Annotated in this window: 2 protein-coding genes; both read left to right on the top strand. The window is 73.5% G+C overall.

Translation table 11 applies throughout. The features are described 5' to 3' along the window. Position 1 precedes the first annotated feature (1 nt). Entirely contained in the window at positions 2 to 6,598 is a 6,597-nt protein-coding gene (locus tag ACOJUJ_RS07100; protein ID WP_420126162.1) for an amino acid adenylation domain-containing protein, read from the top strand. Between the two features lie 725 nt (positions 6,599 to 7,323). Beyond that, positions 7,324 to 19,825 (top strand): amino acid adenylation domain-containing protein (locus ACOJUJ_RS07095; protein ID WP_420126161.1); only part of this gene is annotated, 12,502 nt, incomplete at its 3' end.

The raw sequence follows: 19,825 nt of genomic DNA, 5'->3' as shown, positions 1-19,825 counted from the left end.
GATGTCGTCGGAACCAGCGGTCGAACGTCCGCGCCCGGAGCTTTCCGCCGCCAAGCGCGCGCTCATCGAGGCCAGGCTCAGGGGGCAGGTCCGCTCGTCGGGCATCGTCCCCCGCGCCCACCGCGACGGCGCTCCGCTCTCCTTTGCGCAGGAGCGGCTGTGGTTCATCGACCGGCTGGAGCCGGGAAGCCCCGTCTACAACCTGCCCGCCTCGCTGGGCCTGACGGGTGCGGTAAGCCCGGCGGCGCTGGAGCGCGCGCTGGGCGAGATCGTCCGGCGGCACGAAGCGCTGCGCACCACGTTTCGCGAGGTGGATGGCGCCCCCGTGCAGGTGATCGCGCCGTTCGACGGCTTTGCGCTGCCGGTGGAGGACCTGTCGGGGTTGAGCGAGGCGGACCGCAAGGCGGAGGCGAGCCGCCGCGCCAGCGAGGAGGCGGCGCAGCCGTTCGACCTGGCGGCGGGGCCGCTGTTCCGTGCGGTGCTGCTGCGGCTGGCCGCCGACGATCACGTGCTGCTGCTGTCCATGCACCACATCGTCAGCGACGGGTGGAGCATGGGGGTCCTGAACCGGGAGCTGCTGGCGCTGCACGCGGCGTATTTTGGCGGGCAGCAATCGCCGCTGCTGGAGCTGCCGGTGCAGTACGCCGACTACGCGGTGTGGCAGCGCGAGCAGCTGCGCGGCCCGGTGCTGGAGCGGCAGCTTTCGTACTGGCGCGATCGCCTGGCGGGCGCGCCGGAGCTGGTGGATCTGCCCACCGACCATCCCCGTCCGGCGGTGCAGACGTTCCAGGGGTCGACCGAGGGGATCCGGCTTTCCGGCGAGCTGCTGGAACGGCTCCGGGCGCTGGGGCGCGGCCAGGGCGCCACGCTGTACATGGTGGTGCTCGCCGCCTTTCAGGTGCTGCTGTCCAGGTACAGCGGCAGCGAGGACATCGTCGTGGGAACCCCCATCGCGGGGCGCACGCGGAACGAGGTCGCGGGGCTGATCGGCTTCTTCGTCAACACGCTGGTGCTGCGCACCGACCTGGGCGGAGATCCCAGCTTCCGCGAGCTGCTGGGGCGGGTGCGCGAGGTGACGCTGGGGGCGTTCGAGCACCAGGAGCTTCCCTTCGAAAAGCTGGTGGCCGAGCTGCAGCCGGAGCGCTCCCTCAGCCACTCTCCGCTCTTTCAGGTGTCGTTCGCGCTGGACGACGTGGACGAGTCGACGAGCGGCGTGGCGGAGCCCGCCACCGGCGGCGATGCGTCGGCCACGGAAGCGGGCGACACGGGCACCGAAGCGGCGGACCCGGCGTTCGCCTTTGCCAAGCTGGACCTGACGCTGGCCCTGGAGGCGACGCGGCAAGGCCTGCTGGGCGGGCTTACCTACAGCACCGACCTGTTCGAGCGCGGCACGATCGTGCGGATGCTGGGCCACCTGGAGCGGGTGCTGGAGCAGGTCGCCGCGGACGTGGACGTGCGGCTTTCGCGGCTGGAGCTGCTGGACGAGGCGGAGCGCGCGCGGGTGGTGGAGGAGTGGAACCGCACGGAGGCCGAGTACCCGGCCGACCGCTGCATCCACGAGCTGTTCGAGGCGCAGGCGGCGCGGACGCCGGACTCCACGGCGGTCGAGTTCGAGGGCGAGACCGTCAGCTACCGCGAGCTGAACGGGCGGGCGAACCGGCTGGCGCACCACCTGGCCGGACTCGGCGTCGGGCCGGAGACGCGGGTGGGGATCTGCCTGGAGCGGGGGACGGAGACGGTCGTCGCCGTTCTCGCCGTGCTGAAGGCGGGTGGTGCGTACGTGCCGCTGGACCCCGCCTATCCCGCGGAGCGGATTGCGTTCATGCTGGCGGACGCGGCCGCGCCCGTGCTGATGACGCAGGAGTCGCTGCGCGCGACGCTTCCCGCCGGCGACGGCGTCGCGGTGGTGAGCGTGGACGGGGACGCGTCGCGGATCGCGGCGGAGTCCGCGGAGAACCTGGAGCGCCGCGTCTCGCCGGACCAGCTGGCGTACGTCATCTACACCTCCGGCTCCACCGGCCGTCCAAAGGGCGTGATGGTGCCGCACCGGGGCGTGCCCAACCTGGCGTACGCGCAGGCCCGCCGCTTCGGCATCGACAGTACGAGCCGGGTCCTGCAGTTCGCCTCGTTCTCCTTCGACGCGGCGGTGGCGGAGCTGTTCGACGCGCTCCTGAGCGGGGCTACGCTGGTGCTGGCGTCGCGGGAGGCGCTTCTACCCGGCGCGGGGCTGCTGGAGACGCTGCGGAGCGGGCGCGTCACCGTGGCCACGCTGCCGCCGTCCGTGCTGGCCGTGCTTTCCCCGGACGACCTGCCGGAGCTGCGCACGGTGGTGAGCGCGGGTGAGGCGGTGGACGCCGCCACGGTGGAGCGGTGGAGCGACGGTCGCGTCTTCATCAACGCGTACGGGCCGACGGAGACGACGGTCTGCGCGACTTCGGCGTCGTGCGAGGCGGACGGGCGTGCCCCGTCCATCGGCCGGGCGCTGGAGAACGTGCGCGTGTACGTGCTGGACGCGGGCGGCCGGCCGGCGCCGGTCGGCATCCCCGGCGAGCTGTACGTGGGCGGTGTGGGGGTGGCGCGCGGCTACCTGGGCCGGCCGGGGCTGACGGCGGAGCGCTTCGTCCCCGATCCATTCGGCGGCGAAACCGGGGCGCGGCTCTACCGGACGGGCGACCGGGCGCGCTGGCTGGACGCGGGGACGCTGCAGTTCCTGGGGCGGACCGACGAGCAGGTCAAGGTGCGCGGCTTCCGCATCGAGCCGGGGGAGATCGAGGCGGCGCTGCGCCGGCACGCGGGCGTGCGCGAGTGCGTCGTCGTCGCGCGCGAGGCCGCGTCCGGCGGGGTGCGGCTGGTCGCGTACGTCGCCGGAACGGCCGACCCCGGCGAGCTGCGCGCGCACCTGCGGCACAGCCTGCCGGACTACATGGTGCCCGGCGCGTTCGTGGTGCTGGAGCAGCTGCCGCTCACGCCCAACGGAAAGATCGACCGCCGCGCGCTCCCGGCCCCGGATCCCGCCGCGGGCGCGGACCGCGCGGCGCCGCGCACGCCCACGGAGGAGATCCTCGCCGGCCTCTGGGGCGAGCTGCTGGGATTGGAGGGCGTGGGCGCGGACGACGATTTCTTCGCGCTGGGCGGCCACTCGCTCCTGGCGACGCGGCTGGTGTCCCGGATCCGCGAGGCGTTCGGGGTGGAGATGGCCATCCGCACCATCTTCGAAGACCCCGTCCTTTCCGTCCTCGCCCTGCGCGTGGACGAGGCCCTGCGCTCGGACGACGGCGTGCGCCTTCCGCCGCTGCTGCCCAGGGAGAGCGGGGCGGATGCGCCGCTCTCCTTCAGCCAGGAGCGGCTGTGGGTGCTGCAGCGCATCACGCCCCAGTCCCCGGCCTACAAGATCTCCACGACCCTCCGCTTTGGCGGGGCGCTGGACGTGGGCGCCATGGAGCGCACCGTGGCGGAAATCGTCCGCCGCCACCACGTGCTCCGCACCGTCATCGTGCAGACCGACACCGGCCCCGTGCAGCGGGTGACGGAGGGCGACGCCCATCTTCCGCTCCACGACCTGTCCTCGCTCCCCGCCGATCAGGCCGACGCCCAGGCGCGGGAGCTGGTGCGGCGCGAGTGGCTGACGCCGTTCGAGATCGAGGGCGGCGCGCTCTTCCGCGCGATGCTCATCCGCATTGCCGCGGACGACCACGTGCTGCACCTGAGCACGCACCACACGGTGTTCGACGGGTGGTCCGCCGGCGTCCTGCAGCGCGAGCTGTGGGCGCTGTACGACGCCTTTGCCGGCGGCGAGCCGTCGCCGCTCCCCGACCTGGCCGTGCAGTACGCGGACTTCGCGGCCTGGCAGCGCGGGTGGATGACGGACGAGGCGGCCGGGCGCCAGGTGGCGTACTGGCGCGACCGGCTGGACGGCGCCCCGCCGCTGCTGGAGCTGCCCACGGACCGCCCGCGCCCCGCCGTGCAGGGGTACGCGGCGGGGATGGTGGAGAGCGGGATCGCGCCCGGGCTGATGGCGGAGGTGCGCGCGCTGGCCCGGCGCGAGGGCGCGACGCCGTTCATGGTGCTGCTCGCGGCGCTGGACGTGGTCCTGTCGCGCTGGTCCGGGCAGGACGACCTGGTCATCGGCACGCAGGTGGCCGGGCGCACGCACGCGGTGACGGAGCCGCTGATCGGCGTCTTTCTGAACACGCTGGCCATCCGCGCCGACCTGTCCGGCGCGCCGGGCTTCCGCGCGCTGCTGGGACGGGTTCGCGAGGCCACGCTGGGCGCCTACGCGCACCAGGACGTGCCGTTCGAAAGCGTGCTGGACGCGCTTCGGGTGCCCCGCTCGCTGGGGCACTCGCCGGTGTTCCAGGTGATGGTCAACTACCAGAACTTCGGCACCGGGGCGTCCGCGCCGTCCGGCCTGGAGCGGCGCCCGTTCGCCGGCGCGGAGCCCACCTCCAAGGTGGACATGACGCTGTACGCCAGCGAGGACCCGGAGCGCGCGGCCCTGGCGCTGGTCTACTCCTCGGAGCTGTTCGAGGCGCCGCGGATGCGCGAGCTGCTGGCGCAGGTGGTCGCCGTCCTGGAGCAGGCGGTCGCCGAGCCCGACCGCTCCGTCGCCGGGATGGCGCTGCGGACCCCGCACGCCGCGGCGATCCTCCCCGATCCGTCGCAGCCGCTGGACCGCACGTGGCGCGGCAGCGTGCCCGCGATCTTCGCGCGCCGCGCGGCGGAGCGGCCGGACGCGCTGGCCGTCGCCGACCCGCGGGAGCGCTGGACGTACGCCGAGCTGGACGCCGCCACCGCCCGCATCGCCCGCCGCCTGGCCCAGGGCGGGGTGCGGCCGGGCGACACCGTCGCCATCTGGGCGCACCGCTCCGCCGCCATGGTGCGGGCGATGCTGGGCGTGCTTCGCGCGGGCGCGGCGTTCGTCGCCCTGGACCCCGCCTATCCCCCCGCCCGCCTGGCGGAGTACATCCGGATCGCCGCGCCACGCGGCTGGCTGCGCGTCGCCGCCGCGGGCGCGGTGCCGGCACCGGTGGAGGAGGTGATTTCCGCCCGCGATTTGGTTAAGATTGATCTTGGCGGAAAGTCGCAGGGGCCGGTCGACGACGTGGACGGATTGGGATCGCTCCCCGCGCAGGCGCCGGACGTGGAGATCGGGGCGGATTCGCTCGCCTACCTGTCCTTTACGTCGGGGACCACCGGCGCGCCCAAGGCGGTGATGGGGCGCCACGGCTCGCTCACGCACTTTACCCCGTGGCTGGCCGATCGCTTCTCGCTGACGGCAAGCGATCGGTTCTCGCTCCTTTCCGGCGTGGCGCACGACCCGCTGCACCGCGACGTCTTTACCCCGCTGCAGCTGGGCGCCTCGATCGTCGCGCCCGATCCGGAGCGCGTGGGCGCGCCGGGGTATCTGCGCCGGTGGATGGCCGACGCGGACGTCACCGTCGCGCACCTTACCCCCGCCATGGGCCAGCTCCTGGCGGGCGCCCCGGATTCCGGCGGCGACGGTGCGGGGTCGATGCCCGGGCTGCGCCGCGCCTTTTTCGTGGGCGACGTGCTGGTGCGCGGCGACGTCGCGCGCCTGCACCGCCTGGCGCCCCACGTGACGGTAGTCAACTACTACGGCTCCACCGAGACGCAGCGCGCCGTCTCGTACCACGTGGTCGATCCCGCCGCCGGCGCCGCGAAGCCGATCGTCCCGCTGGGGCGCGGCATTCCCGGGGTGCAGCTGCTGGTGCGCGGCGCGGACGGAGCCCTGGCCGGCATCGGCGAGCTGGGCGAGGTGTGGCTGCGCAGCCCGCACGTCGCGCTGGGCTATCGGGGCGACGCGGAGCTGACGGCGGAGCGCTTTGTCCCCAACCCGTGGACCGGCGAGGCCGGCGACGGGATGTACCGCACGGGCGACCTGGGCCGCTACGGTCCGGACGGCGAAGTGGAGCCCGCCGGCCGCGCCGACCAGCAGGTCAAGGTGCGCGGCTTCCGCATCGAGCTGGGCGAGGTGGAGGCGGCGCTCGGCACGCACCCCGCCGTCCGCGACGCCATCGTCATGGCGCGCGGGGACGCCGACGCAAAGCGGCTGGTGGCGTGGCTCACGCCCACCGGCGAGCGTCCGGCGGCGGCCATGCGCGACCATCTGCGCGCGCTGCTTCCGGACTTCATGGTCCCCTCCGCCTTTGTCTGGCTGGACGCGCTCCCGCTGACGCCCAACGGCAAGGTGGACCGCCGTGCCCTCCCCGATCCGGAGGCGCACTCCACGGCGGAACGGGTGCCGCCGCGCACGGTCACGGAACGGGTGGTCGCGGAGATCTGGACGGAGGTGCTGGGCGTGGAGAACGTGGGCGTGGAGGATGATTTCTTCGTGCTCGGCGGCCATTCGCTGCGGGCGACGCAGGTGCTGGCGCGCGTTTCCCAGCGGCTGGAGGTGGAGCTTCCCCTGCGTGTGCTCTTCGAAACCCCCACCGTCGCCGGCGTGGCCGCGGCGGTGGAGGCGGCGGTCGCGGCTGACGGCGGCGGCGGCGCCATCGCCGACGCGCTCGCCGAGCTGGAGGGGCTGAGCGACGAAGAGGTGGCGGCGCTGCTGGCGGAGATGGGGGAGGAGGGCTGAGGATGGGGCGTGGGCGGAGGGCGGCGGTGCGCGCCCGGGACGGCGGCGACGCCCCGTCCTGACCGCCGGGGCGGCCTGCCCCGTCCCGGGGGAAGGCTTCCGCAGAAGCATCTCGCGCGTGCCGAACTCCGCGCGGCGGGGGGAAGGCCCCTCCCGCCGCTCGTGAGGGAAGAGGCTGCGAGGTATCCGCTTCAGCCAAAAAAACGCGTGAACCCATCCCTGCCCGTAGCGCGATTCGCGCATCGTACGTACCTTATTGGCCACCACTAGCACAAACCGTTGTTCCTGAAAGCGTACGTTATGTACTCCGCGCGCTGAGTGGTTTGCGTCGTGGACGGGCTGAGGCGAGAAGCAGCTGGAGCCTCATCGATCCCCGATCCGCCCACGCAAACCCGTAAACGCCCGGAGTAATGACGCTTGTACCGAATCCGCACAAAGATCTGGCACCCCGAGGAAGCGGAGAACCGCCGGAGCAACCCCCGTCTTCCTCCGCTTTCTCTGCTTTCTCCGCGTGGAAAGCTGCAGTCGGGATCATGAGTGTGTTTGCGGATCCGGCAGGACGCGGGGCCGGGGAAGGGGATTGACCCGGCCGCCGAACCAACCCGCCACCGGCGGCAGCCACCCGCCGAGCACCCAACGACCGCGCCGTACGGGGCCGCGGCCGCGAAGCACCAGGCTCCAGGCACCTCCGCTCCGGCGGAGGCCTATCACATACAAAGCAGCACATGGCTGACATCATCTCCCGGCTGGCCGGCCTGTCGCCCGAAAAGCAGAGGCTGCTGGCGCTGAAGCTCAAGCAGAAGGCCGACGCCGCCGCGGCGTCGGCCGGCGACGGCGGCGGCGAGCGTCCATCCGCGTTTCCGGCGTCGTTCGCGCAGCGGCGGATGTGGCTGCTGGACCGCCTGGAGCCCGGGAGCACCGCCTACTCCATGCCCCGCGTGTGGCGCATCCCCGGCCCGCTGGACGTGGCCGCGCTGGAGCGCGCCGTGGACGAGCTGGTGCGGCGCCACGAGACGCTGCGCACGCACCTGGAGGAGCGCGGCGAAGAGCTGGTGCAGGTGGTGGCCCCCCCCGCGCCGTTCCGGCTGGAGGTGACGGACCTTTCCGCGCAGGATCCCGATGAAGCGCGCGCCGGGCTGGAGCGGCTGGCGCACGCCGACGCCTCCGCGCCCTTCCGGCTGGAGCACGGCCCGCTCTTTCGCGCCTCCCTGGTCCGGCTGGCGGCGGACGACCATGCCCTGCTGTGGAACCTGCACCACGCGGTCACCGACGGCTGGTCCACCGGCATCCTGTCGCGCGAACTGAAGGCGCTGTACCAGGCGTTTTCGCGCGGCGGGCCCTCGCCGCTGGCGCCGCTTCCCCTGCAGTACGGGGACCACGCGCTGCGCGAGCGCGAGCGCCTGTCCGGCGACACGCTGGCGCGGCTGGTGGGCTTCTGGCGCCACGCGCTGGAGGGGGCGCCCACGCGGCTGGAAATCGCGCCGGACCGCCCGCGGCCCGCCGTGCGCACCCATCGCGGCGCCACCGTCAGCGCGTCCCTGGGCGCCGGTCTTCCCGCGCGCGTGGACGCGCTGGCGCGGGCGCACGACGCCACGCCGTTCATGGTCTACCTGGCCGCCTTTCAGCTGCTGCTGGGCCGCTACGCCCGCCAGGACGACGTGCTGGTGGGCACCGCCACCGCCAACCGCGCCACGGCGGACGTGGAGGGGATCGTCGGGTTCTTCGTGAACACGCTGGTGCTGCGCGGCGACCTGTCCGGCGACCCCACCTTTGCGCGGCTGCTGGGGCGCGTGCGCGAGGCCACCCTGGGCGCCTTCGAGCACCAGGCGCTCCCCTTCGAAAAGCTGGTCGAAGAGCTGAACCCCGAGCGTTCGCTGACCCACGCCCCGCTGGTGCAGGCCGTCATCGTCCTGCACAGCCAGCACGGCGTCGGCGGCGGAGTGGCTACGACGGCCACGATGGGGACGATGGCGGGGGCGACGGCTCCGGCGCAGGCGGCGGGGCCCGCGCTGCGGCTGGAGGCGGCGGGTGGCGCGGAGGAGGACGCGCGCTTCGATCTCACCCTGGACCTGGCGCAGGGGCCCGACGGCGTCCATGCGCGCCTGGGCTACGCCACCGACCTGTTCGACCGCGGCACGGCCGAGCGGATGCTGGGCCACCTGGGGCGGGTGCTGGAGCAGGTGGTCGCGGACGCGGACGTGCGGCTTTCGGAGCTGGAGCTGCTGGGCGAGGCCGAGCGGCGCGTGGTGGTGCAGGCGTGGAACCGCACGGAGGCCGAGTACCCGGCGGACCGCTGCATCCAACTGCTGTTCGAAGCCCACGCCGCGCGGACGCCGGACGCGGTGGCGGTCGAGTTTGAAGGGGAAACCCTCGGCTACGGCGCGTTGAACGAACGGGCGAACCGGCTGGCGCACCACCTCGCCGGTCTGGGTGTCGGGCCGGAGACGCGGGTGGGGATCTGCCTGGAGCGGGGGGTGGAGATGATCGTCTCCGCCCTGGCCGTGCTCAAGGCGGGCGGCGCGTACGTGCCGCTGGACCCCTCCTATCCCGCGGAGCGGCTGGCGTTCGTGCTGGCCGATGCGGCCGTGCCCGTGCTGGTGACGCAGGAGTCGCTGCGCGCGGCGCTCCCCGCCGGGGATGCCGTCGCGGTGGTGAGCGTGGACGGGGACCGGGCGCGGATCGCGGCGGAGTCCGGGGAGAACCCGCAGCGCGGCGTCTCGGCCGATCACCTGGCGTACGTGATCTACACCTCCGGCAGCACCGGTACGCCCAAGGGCGTGGGGGTGAACCATGCGTCCCTCGGCGCCCTGTGCGCCTGGCACGTGCGCGCCTTTGGCTTGACGGCGGCGGATCGTGGGACACAGGTGGCCAGCCCGGGGTTCGATGCGGCGGTGTGGGAGGTGTGGCCGTACCTCACGCGCGGCGCGTCGGTGCACGTGGTGCCCGAGGAGGTGCGCGCCGATCCGCCCGCCCTGCGCGACTGGCTGGTAGCGCACGCGGCGACCGTCTCCTTTATCCCCACCCCCGTCGCGGAGCTCATGCTGGCGCTGGAGTGGCCGGCGGACACGGCGCTGCGGTGGATGCTGACGGGCGGCGACCGGCTGCGGGTGCGTCCCCGCGCGGGGATGCCGTTCGCGCTGGCGAACAACTACGGCCCCACGGAGTGCACCGTCGTCGCCACGTCGGGCGTGGTGGAGGCGGAGGGCACCCGCGCGCCGTCCATCGGCGGGCCGATCGAGAACACGCACGTCTACGTGCTGGACGCGGGGCTGCGGCCGCTGCCGGTTGGCGTGCCGGGGGAGCTGTGCATCGGCGGCGCGCAGGTGGCGCGCGGATACCTGAACCGGCCCGCGATGACGGCGGAGCGCTTCATCCCCGATCCGTTCTCGTCCGCCCCGGGCGCGCGGCTGTACCGCTCGGGCGACAAGGTGCGGTGGCTGGCGGACGGGATGATCGACTACCTGGGCCGGCTTGACGAGCAGGTCAAGGTGCGCGGCTTCCGCATCGAGCTGGGCGAGATCGAGGCCGCGCTGCGCCAAGCGTCCGGGGTTGTGGACTGCGTCGTCGTCGCGCGCGAGGACGGAACCGGCGACCGGCGGCTGGTGGCGTACGTGGTCGGCGAAGCGCGAGCGGAGACGCTGCGCGACCGCCTGCGCCAGAGCCTGCCGGAGTACATGGTGCCGTCCGCGTTCGTCCCGCTGGAGGCGCTGCCGCTTACGCCCAACGGCAAGCTGGACCGCAAGGCGCTCCCCGCGCCGGATCTCGCGTCGCCGGAAGAAGCGTACGTAGCGCCGCGGACGCCGGCGGAGGAAGTGCTGGCGGGGATCTGGGCGGAGGTGCTGCGGCTGGAGCGGGTGGGGGTGGAGGAAAGCTTCTTCGACCTGGGCGGGCATTCGCTGCTGGCCACGCGGGTGGTTTCGCGCGTCCGCGAGGTGTTCGGGGTTGAGCTGCCGCTGCGCACCGTCTTCGAGCGGCCGGTCCTCTCCGGGCTGGCGGCGGAGATCGAGCATCTGCGCGGCACGGGCGCGGCGGCCAGCGAGGGCGCCATCGCCCCCGCCGCGCGCGAGGGCGACCTGCCGGTGACGTTTGCGCAGGAGCGGCTCTGGTTCGTGGATGCGCTGGACCCGGGAAGCCCGGCGTACGCCATCCCGTTCTCGTACGACATCACCGGCGCGCTGGACGAAGATGCGCTCCGCCGCGCGCTGGCCGAGCTGGTGCGGCGCCACGAGCCGCTGCGCACGGCGCTCCCGTCCGTGGACGGCGTCCCCGTGCAGCGCATCGCCCCGCCTCCGATCACCTTCGACCTGCCCGTCGCCGACCTGCGGCACCTGCCGCAGAACGAGCGGTGGGCGCAGGCCGGCCGCCTGGCGGCCGAAGCAGCCGCGCACCGCTTTGACCTGGCGCGCGGGCCGCTCTTTCGCGCGTCGCTGGTCCGTGTCGCGGACGACGAGCACCGACTGCACCTGAACCTGCACCACGCCGTCGGCGACGGGTGGTCGGTGGGGGTGCTCAAGGAGGAGCTTTCCGCGCTGTACGGCGCCTTTTCGCGTGGCGAAGCGTCGCCGCTGCCGCAGCCCGCGCTGCAGTACGCGGACTATGCGCTGTGGCAGCGCCAGCACCTGTCCGGCGCCGCGCTGGAGCGGCAGGTGGAGTTCTGGCGGCGCGCGCTGGACGGCGCGCCCGCGCTGCTGGAGCTGCCCGCCGACCGCCCCCGTCCGCCGGTGGAGTCGCACCGCGGCGCGCTGGAGCGCCTGCTCGTTCCGTCGGCCCTGGCGGCGGACGTGGGCGCGCTGGCCCGCCGCGAGGGTGCGACGCTGTTCATGGTCCTTCTCGCCGCGCTGGACGTGGTGCTGGGGCGCCTGGCCGGGCAGGAGGACGTGGTCGTCGGGACGCCGATCGCGGGGCGGACGCGGGCGGAGACCGACCGGATGGTGGGCCTTTTCCTCAACTCGCTGGCGCTGCGCACCGACCTTTCGGGCGATCCCAGCTTCCGCGAGCTGCTGGGGCGGGTGCGGGAGACCACACTGGATGCGTACGCGCACCAGGATCTCCCGTTCGAGCGGGTGCTGGAAGAGGTGCGTCCGGAGCGGAGCCTGGCCCACGCGCCCGTGTTCCAGGTGATGCTCAACCTGGCCAACTTCCAGGACGCGGCCTTTCGCGTCGAGGGCCTGGAGGTGGCGCGGGCCGGCCGAGGCGGCGGAGACGGCGGAGCGGGCGGAGGCGGCGAGGTGCCCAGCAAGTTCGACCTCACGCTGTACGTGGCGGAGCGGGATGGGGGGATCGACGTCACCCTGGTGTACGCCGCCGACCTGTTCGACGCGCCGCGGATGCGCGAGCTGCTGGCGCAGCTGGAAGGCGTGCTGCGCCAGGCCTCGGCCGCGCCGGAAACGCGCATCGGCGCGCTGGCGCTGGCCACGGACGAGGCGCGCGCCGTGCTGCCGGACCCGTCCGCGCCGCTGGACGCCACCTGGCGTGGCGCCGTGCACGAGGTGTTCGCCGCGCGGGCGAAGGAGACGCCGGACGCGCTGGCCGTGGAGGACCCGCGCGAGCGCTGGACGTACGCGGAGCTGGACGCGGCCACGGACGGCGTCGCCCGCGCGCTGGCGGATGCGGGCGTGGGTGTGGGGGATGTGGTCGCCATCACCGGCCACCGGAGCGCGGCGCTGGTTCGCGCGCTGGTGGGGACGATGAAGAGCGGCGCGGCGTTCCTCGTCCTCGATCCATCGTATCCCGCGGCGCGCCTGGGCGACTACGTCCGCATCGCCCGCCCCGCCGCGCACCTGCACCTTGCCGCCGCGGGCGATCTGCCCGCCGAGGTGGCGGCGCTGCTGGATGAGACGGTTCGGACGCGCATCGTCCTCCATCCCCGCAACGGTCGCGCGGCGGAAGCGGTGGACGGCATCCCGCCGTCCGCATCCCCCGTGTTTGTGGAGGTGGGACCGGACACGCTGGCGTACCTGTCGTTCACGTCGGGGACCACGGGGACGCCCAAGGCGGTGATGGGGCGCCACTCGTCGCTCACGCACTTCACCCCGTGGCTGGCGGCGGAGTTCGGTCTCTCCCCGGCGGACCGATTCAGCCTCCTTTCCGGCCTGGCGCACGACCCGCTGCACCGCGACGTCTTTACCCCCCTCCAGCTGGGCGCCGCCGTCGTGGCGCCGCTGCCGGACGAGGTGGGCACGCCCGGCTACCTGGCGCGGTGGATGCGCGAGGCGGACGTTACCGTGGCGCACCTTACGCCGGCGATGGGGCAGATCCTGGCGGACGCGTCGGAGGGTGAGCGGATCGATTCGCTGCGCCGCGCCTTTTTCGTCGGCGACGTCCTGCGCCGCGCCGACGTGCAGCGGCTGGTGGCGCTCGCGCCCGGCCTGCGCGTCATCAACTACTACGGATCCACCGAAACGCAGCGCGCCGTCAGCTGGCACGACGTGCGCCCCCACGCCGAGCAGAAGGAGATCATCCCCCTGGGCCGCGGCCTTCCCGGCGTGCAGCTGCTGGTGCGCAACGCGTCGGGGGAGATCGCGGGGATCGGCGAGGTGGGCGAGATCTGGATGCGCTCGCCGCACCTTGCCGCCGGCTACCTGAATGACCCCGCGCTGGCGGCGGAGCGCTTCCTCGTCAACCCGTGGACCGGCGACGCGGGCGACCGGCTGTACCGCACCGGCGACCTGGGCCGCTACCGCCCCGACGGCGAGGTGGAGCCGCTGGGCCGCGCCGACCAGCAGGTCAAGGTGCGCGGCTTTCGCGTGGAGCTGGGCGAGGTGGAGAGCGCCCTGGCCTCGCATCCGGCGGTCAAGGAGGCCGCCGTGCTGGCGCGGGATGCGGACGCGGGGGACCGCCGTCTGGTCGCCTGGTGGGTCCCGGTCGAGGGATCGACGGAGCCCGATGCCGCCGCGCTGCGGACGCACCTCAAGGCGCTGCTGCCGGAGTACATGGTCCCGTCCGCGTACGTGCGGCTGGACCGCCTCCCGCTGACGCAGAACGGCAAGCTGGATCGCCGCGCGCTGCCGGACCCCGAGCCGGTGGCGACGGACGCGGGTTCCGCCGAGCCCCGCACGCCGACGGAAGAGATCCTGGCGCAGATCTGGGCCGAGGTCCTGCGCCGGGACTCCGTGGGCGTGGAGGACGACTTCTTTGCGCTGGGCGGGCACTCGCTGCTGGCGACGCGGCTGCTGGCGCGCGTGCAGAACGCGCTGGCCGTCGCCGTTCCGCTGCGGGCGCTGTTCGAGGGGCCCACGGTGGCGCAGCTGGCGGTGCGCGTGGAGGAGGTGCGCCGCGCCGGGCTGCCGGGGCTGCCGCCGGTGGTGCGTGTGGAGCGTGACCGTCCCCTCCCGCTTTCGTTTGCCCAGGAGCGCCTCTGGTTCCTGGACCGGCTGGAAGGCGGGAGCGCGTACAACCTTCCCACCGCGTCGCGGCTGCCCGGCGCCCTGGACGTGGACGCGCTGGAGCGCAGCCTGGGCCAGATCGTCCGCCGCCACGAGTCGCTGCGTACCGTCTTTCACGAGGTGGACGGCGGCGCGGTGCAGGTGATCGCGCCCTTCACCGGCTTCACGCTTCCGGTCGAGGACCTGTCGGGGCTGGACGAAACGGCGCGCCAGGCGGAGGTGCGGCGGCGCGCGCGCGAAGATGCGGCGCGCCCGTTCGACCTTGCCCGCGGTCCGCTCTTTCGCGCCGCGCTGCTGCGGGTGTCGGGCGAGGAGCACGTCCTGCTGCTGTGCATCCACCACATCATCAGCGACGGCTGGTCCACGGGCGTGCTCTTTCGCGAGATGGCCGCGCTGTACGCCGCCTTTACGCGCGGCGCGCCCGATCCGCTGCCGCCGCTGCCGGTGCAGTACGCGGACTTCGCGGTGTGGCAGCGTGAGCAGCTGGCGGGTGAGGTGCTGGATCGCCAGGTCGGCTACTGGAAGGAGCGGCTGGCGGGCGCGCCGGCGCTGCTGGAGCTGCCCACCGACCGGCCCCGCCCGCCGGTGCAGTCGCACCGCGGCGCGCGCGAGATGTTCACCCTGCCGCGCGCGCTGCTGGACGGGCTCCAGGCGCTGGGCCGCGGTGAGGGCGCCACGCTGTACATGGTGATGCTGTCCGCGTTTCAGCTGCTGCTGTCCAGGTACAGCGGCAGCGAGGACGTCGTCGTGGGATCGCCGATCGCGGGGCGCACGCGTCGCGAGGTGGAGGAGCTGATCGGCTTCTTTGCCAACACGCTCGTCCTGCGCACCGACCTTTCGGCCGATCCCACCTTCCGCCAGCTGCTGGGGCGGGTGCGCGAGGGGACGCTGGGGGCGTACGAGCACCAGGAGGTTCCGTTCGAGCGGCTGGTGGCGGAGCTGCAGCCGGAGCGCTCGCTGAGCCACGCGCCGCTTTTCCAGGTGATGTTCACCCTTCAGAACACCGACCGCTCGGGTTCCGGTTCTGGCTCCGGTTCTGGCTCCGGTTCCGGTTCGGGGCCCGCGGGGCTGCGGATGACGGGGGGCGTGGATACGGAGGTGGAAACCACCCGGTTCGACCTGGGGCTCACCGCCGTACCGCACGACGGCGGCGTCCGCGGCGCGCTGGAGTACAGCACCGACCTCTTCGACCGCTCCACCGTCCAGCGGATGCTGGGCCACCTGGAGCGCGTGCTGGAGCAGGTCGCCGCGGACGCGGACGTGCGGCTTTCGGAGCTGGACCTGCTCTCGGCGGAAGAGCGCGGCCTGGTGGTGGAGGCGTGGAATCGGACCGAAGCGGAGTATCCGGCGGACCGGTGCATCCACCAGCTGGTCGAGGCGCAGGCGGCGCGCACGCCCGAGGCGGTGGCCGTCGTCTTCGAGGACGCGTTGCTCACATACGGGGAGCTGGATGCGCGGGCGAACCGCCTGGCGCACCACCTGTTGGAGTTGGGCGCCGGGCCGGAGGCGCGCGTGGGCATCTGCCTCCATCGCTCGGCGGAGATGGTGGTGGCGATGCTGGGCGTGCTGAAGTCCGGCGCCGCGTACCTGCCGCTGGATCCGTCGTATCCGGCGGATCGCCTGGCGTACATGCTGGAGGATTCCGGTGCGCCGCTGCTGGTGACGCAGGGTTCGCTGCGCGGTCTGCTGCCGGCGGACAGCGTACGGATCGTCTCGGTGGATGAGGAGGCGGCGGCGATTGTGTCGCATTCCGCCGCCGCGCCGCGGACTTCGGTGGATGCGGCGAACGCGGCATACGTCATCTACACCTCCGGCTCCACGGGCAGGCCCAAGGGCGTGCAGGTGACGCACGGGAACGCGGCGAGCTTCTTCGCCGGGATGGACGAGCGGGTGGGCGGGCCGATGCCGGGCACCTGGCTGGCGGTGACGCGCATCTCCTTCGACATCCACGTGCTGGAACTGCTCTGGACGCTGGCGCGCGGCTTCAAGGTCGTCGTCCAGCCGGAGGTGGAGCAGGCGCGTGACGGCGAGTCCATCGCGGAGCAGATCCGCCGCCACGGCGTCACGCACCTGCAGTGCACGCCCTCACTCGCGGGGATGCTGATCGCGGAGAGCGGGATCGGGGCGCTGTCGGGCCTCCAGCGCATTCTGCTTGGCGGCGAGGCGCTGCCTTCGGATCTGGCGGCGCAGATCACGGCCGCGCTGCCGGACGGCCTCGTCAACATGTACGGACCGACGGAAACCACCGTTTGGTCCGCCACCCACGCCGTCGAGGCCGCAGGGGGGCCGATCCCCATCGGCCGGCCGATCGCGAACACGCGCGTGTACGTGCTGGATGCGGCGCTGCGCCCGCAGCCGGCGGGCGTGCCGGGCGAGCTGTTCATCGGCGGCCACGGCGTGACGCGGGGCTACCTGGGGCGGCCGGGGCTAACGGCCGAGCGCTTTGTGCCGGACGCGTTCTCGACGGAGTCAGGCGCGCGGCTGTACCGGACGGGCGACCGCGCGCGGTGGACGGCGGAGGGCGTGCTGGAGTACCTGGGCCGCCTGGACGCCCAGGTAAAGGTGCGCGGCTTCCGCATCGAGCCCGGTGAGATCGAGGCGGTGCTGCGCCAGGCGCCCGGCGTCACGGACTGCGCCGTCGTCGCGCGCACGGCCGGGGCGGGGGACACGCGCCTGGTGGCGTACGTCGTGGGCGCGGTGCAGGCGGACGCGCTGCGGACGCACGTGGGCCGCGGCCTGCCGGATTACATGGTGCCGTCCGCGTTCGTGCCGCTGGACGCGCTTCCGCTGACGCCGAACGGCAAGCTGGACCGCAAGGCGCTGCCGGCGCCGGACTTTGCCCCGGCGGAGGAGGCGTACGTGGCGCCGCGCACGCCGGTGGAAGAGGTGCTGGCGGGGATCTGGGCAGAGGTGCTGCGGCTGGACCGCGTGGGCGTGGAGGAAAGCTTCTTCAACCTGGGCGGGCACTCGCTGCTGGCGACGCGCGTGCTCTCGCGGGTGCGCGAGCTGTTCGGGGTGGAGCTGCCGCTGCGGGCGCTGTTCGAGGGGCCCACGGTGGCGGAGATGGCGGTGCGGGTGGAGGACCTGCGCCGCGCGGAATTGCCGGTGCTGCCGCCGGTGGTGCCGGCCGAGCGCACGGGTGCGCTGCCGCTGTCGTTTGCGCAGGAGCGGCTGTGGTTCATCGACCAGCTGGATCCGGGGAGCGCCGTCTACAACATCCCCGCCACGCTGCGTCTGACGGGTGGGCTGGACGAGCGGACGCTGGAGCGCGCGCTGGGCGAGATCGTCCGGCGCCACGAATCGCTGCGCACCGTCTTCGCCGAGGCGCAGGGCGCGCCGGTGCAGGTGCTTGCGCCGTTCCGCGGGTTCGTGCTGCCGGTGGAGGACCTGTCGGCGCTGGGTGAGGCGGATGCGGAGGCGGCGGTCAGCCGGCGCGCCGCCGAGGAGGCAAAGCGGCCGTTCGACCTGGCCGAGGGACCGCTGTTCCGGGCGGTGCTGCTGCGGCTGGACGCCGAAGATCACGTGCTGCTGGTGGGGATGCACCACATCGTCAGCGACGCGTGGAGCATGGGGGTGCTCTTCCGGGAGCTGTCGGCGCTGAACGCGGCGTACCAGGCGGGGCGTGAGTCGCCGCTGCCGGAGCTGGCGGTGCAGTACGCCGACTACGCGGTGTGGCAGCGCGAGCAGCTGGCGGGTGAGGTGCTGGACCGGCAGCTGGCGTACTGGAAGGCGCGGCTGGCGGGCGCGCCGGGGCTGCTGGAACTGCCCGCCGACCACCCCCGCCCGCCGGTGCAGACGTACCGGGGCGCCACGGTCCCGGTGGAGCTCTCCGCCGAGCTGCTTGAGCGGCTGCAGGCGCTGGGACGCAGCGAGGGCGCCACGCTGTACATGACGCTGCTGGGCGCCTTCCAGGTGCTGCTGGGCAGGTACGCCGGCAGCGAAGACGTGGTGGTGGGCAGTCCGATCGCCGGCCGCACGCGCGGGGAGGTGGAGGATCTGATCGGCTTGTTCGTCAACACGCTGGTGCTGCGGACGGACCTTTCCGGAGATCCGGGCTTCCGCGAGACCCTGCGGCGGGTGCGGGAGGCCGCTCTGGGGGCGTACGCACACCAGGAGCTTCCGTTCGAAAAGCTGGTGGCCGAGCTGCAGCCGGAGCGCAGCCTGAGCCACTCGCCCGTGTTCCAGGTGATGTTCGCGCTGCAGAACGCCGGGGGCGAGGGCGGCGCGCTTCCGGCGCGGAAGAAGAGCGGGGCCGGTTCGGCCATGGAGGTCGCCACGTTCGATCTCTCCCTGGACCTCACGGCGACCGACCAGGGCCTGCGCGGTGGACTGAACTACAGCACCGACCTCTTTGAGCGCGGCACGGTCGAGCGGATGCTGGGCCACCTGCAGCGGGTGCTGGAGCAGGTGGCCGCGGACGCGGACGTGCGGCTTTCGCGGCTGAAGCTGCTTGGCGACACGGAGCGCGAGCAGGTGCTGGAGGCGTGGAACCAGACGGCGCGCGAAACCTCCGATCCGCCGGCCCACGCGCTGTTCGCCGAGTGGGCGCGCCGCGCTCCCGAGGCTACCGCGCTCCTGGCTGGCCAGCAGGCCGTGACGTATGGCGAGCTGGACCGGCGCGCGGCCGTCCTCGCCCGGCAGCTGCGCGACCTGGGCGTGAGGCCCGAGACGCCGGTCGGGCTGTGCCTGGAGCGCACGCCCGAGCTGCTGGTGGGCGTGCTGGGGATCTGGAAGGCGGGCGGCGCCTACGTCCCCCTGGACCCGTCGTATCCGGCGGATCGGTTGGGGTGGATGATCGCCGACGCGGCGCTTCCGGTGGTGGTCGTCGCGGAGAGCACCGCCGCGGTGCTGCCGGAGCACGGAGCCACCCTCATCCGGGTGGGCCAGCTTCCGGATATCGCAACCGATGCGGCGCCGGAGCTGCCGGCATCCCACGCGAGCCTGGCGTACGTCATCTACACCTCCGGCTCTACCGGCCGGCCCAAGGGCGTGCAGGTGCAGCACGGCTCGCTGGCGAACCTGCTGGCCGCGACGCGTGATGCGTTCGGCGTCGTCGCGGGCGACGTGATGCCGGCGCTGGCGTCGTACGCGTTCGACATCTGGCTCTTCGAGGCGCTTCTGCCGCTCACTTCCGGGGCCGCGGTGCGCCTGGTGGAGCGCGAGCGGGTGATGGACGTGCCCGCGCTGGTGGAGGAGATCGCGGACGCCACGCTCGTGCATGCGGTCCCCGCGCTGATGCGGCAGATCGTCCATACGGAACGCGAGACGCACCGGCTCGCGCGGCTGCGGCGCGCGTTCGTGGGCGGCGACCAGGTCGCGGCCGACCTGCTGGCGGAGATGCGGGAAGCGCTTGCAGGGGCGGAGTCATACGTCCTCTACGGCCCGACGGAAGGAACCATCCTGGCCTCCACGTACCCGGTGCCGGCGGACGGGATGGTGGAGGGGCATCCGATCGGCCGGCCGCTGGGCAACGTGCGCCTGTACATCTGCGACGCGTTCGGCGGCCCGCAGCCGGCGGGCGTCCCCGGTGAGCTGCTGATCGGCGGGGCGGGGGTGGCGCGCGGGTACCTGGGACGGCCGCAGCTGACGGCGGAGCGGTTCGTTCCCGATGCGTTTGGCGCGGAGCCTGGCGCACGACTGTACCGGACGGGCGACCGGGCGCGCTGGCGTGCGGACGGCACGCTGGAGTTCCTGGGTCGGGTGGACGCGCAGGTGAAGATCCGCGGCTTCCGCATCGAGCCGGGCGAGATCGAGGCGATGCTGCGGGGCCACGAGCGCGTCAGCGACTGCGTGGTGATTGCGCGCGAGGACGTGCCGGGCGACCGGCGGCTGGTGGCGTACG

The organism is Longimicrobium sp. (assembly GCF_048594345.1).
Lineage (GTDB): Bacteria > Gemmatimonadota > Gemmatimonadetes > Longimicrobiales > Longimicrobiaceae > Longimicrobium.
The sequence above is the reverse complement of the archived record's forward strand: the minus strand, read 5'-3'. Positions and strand labels throughout refer to the sequence as shown.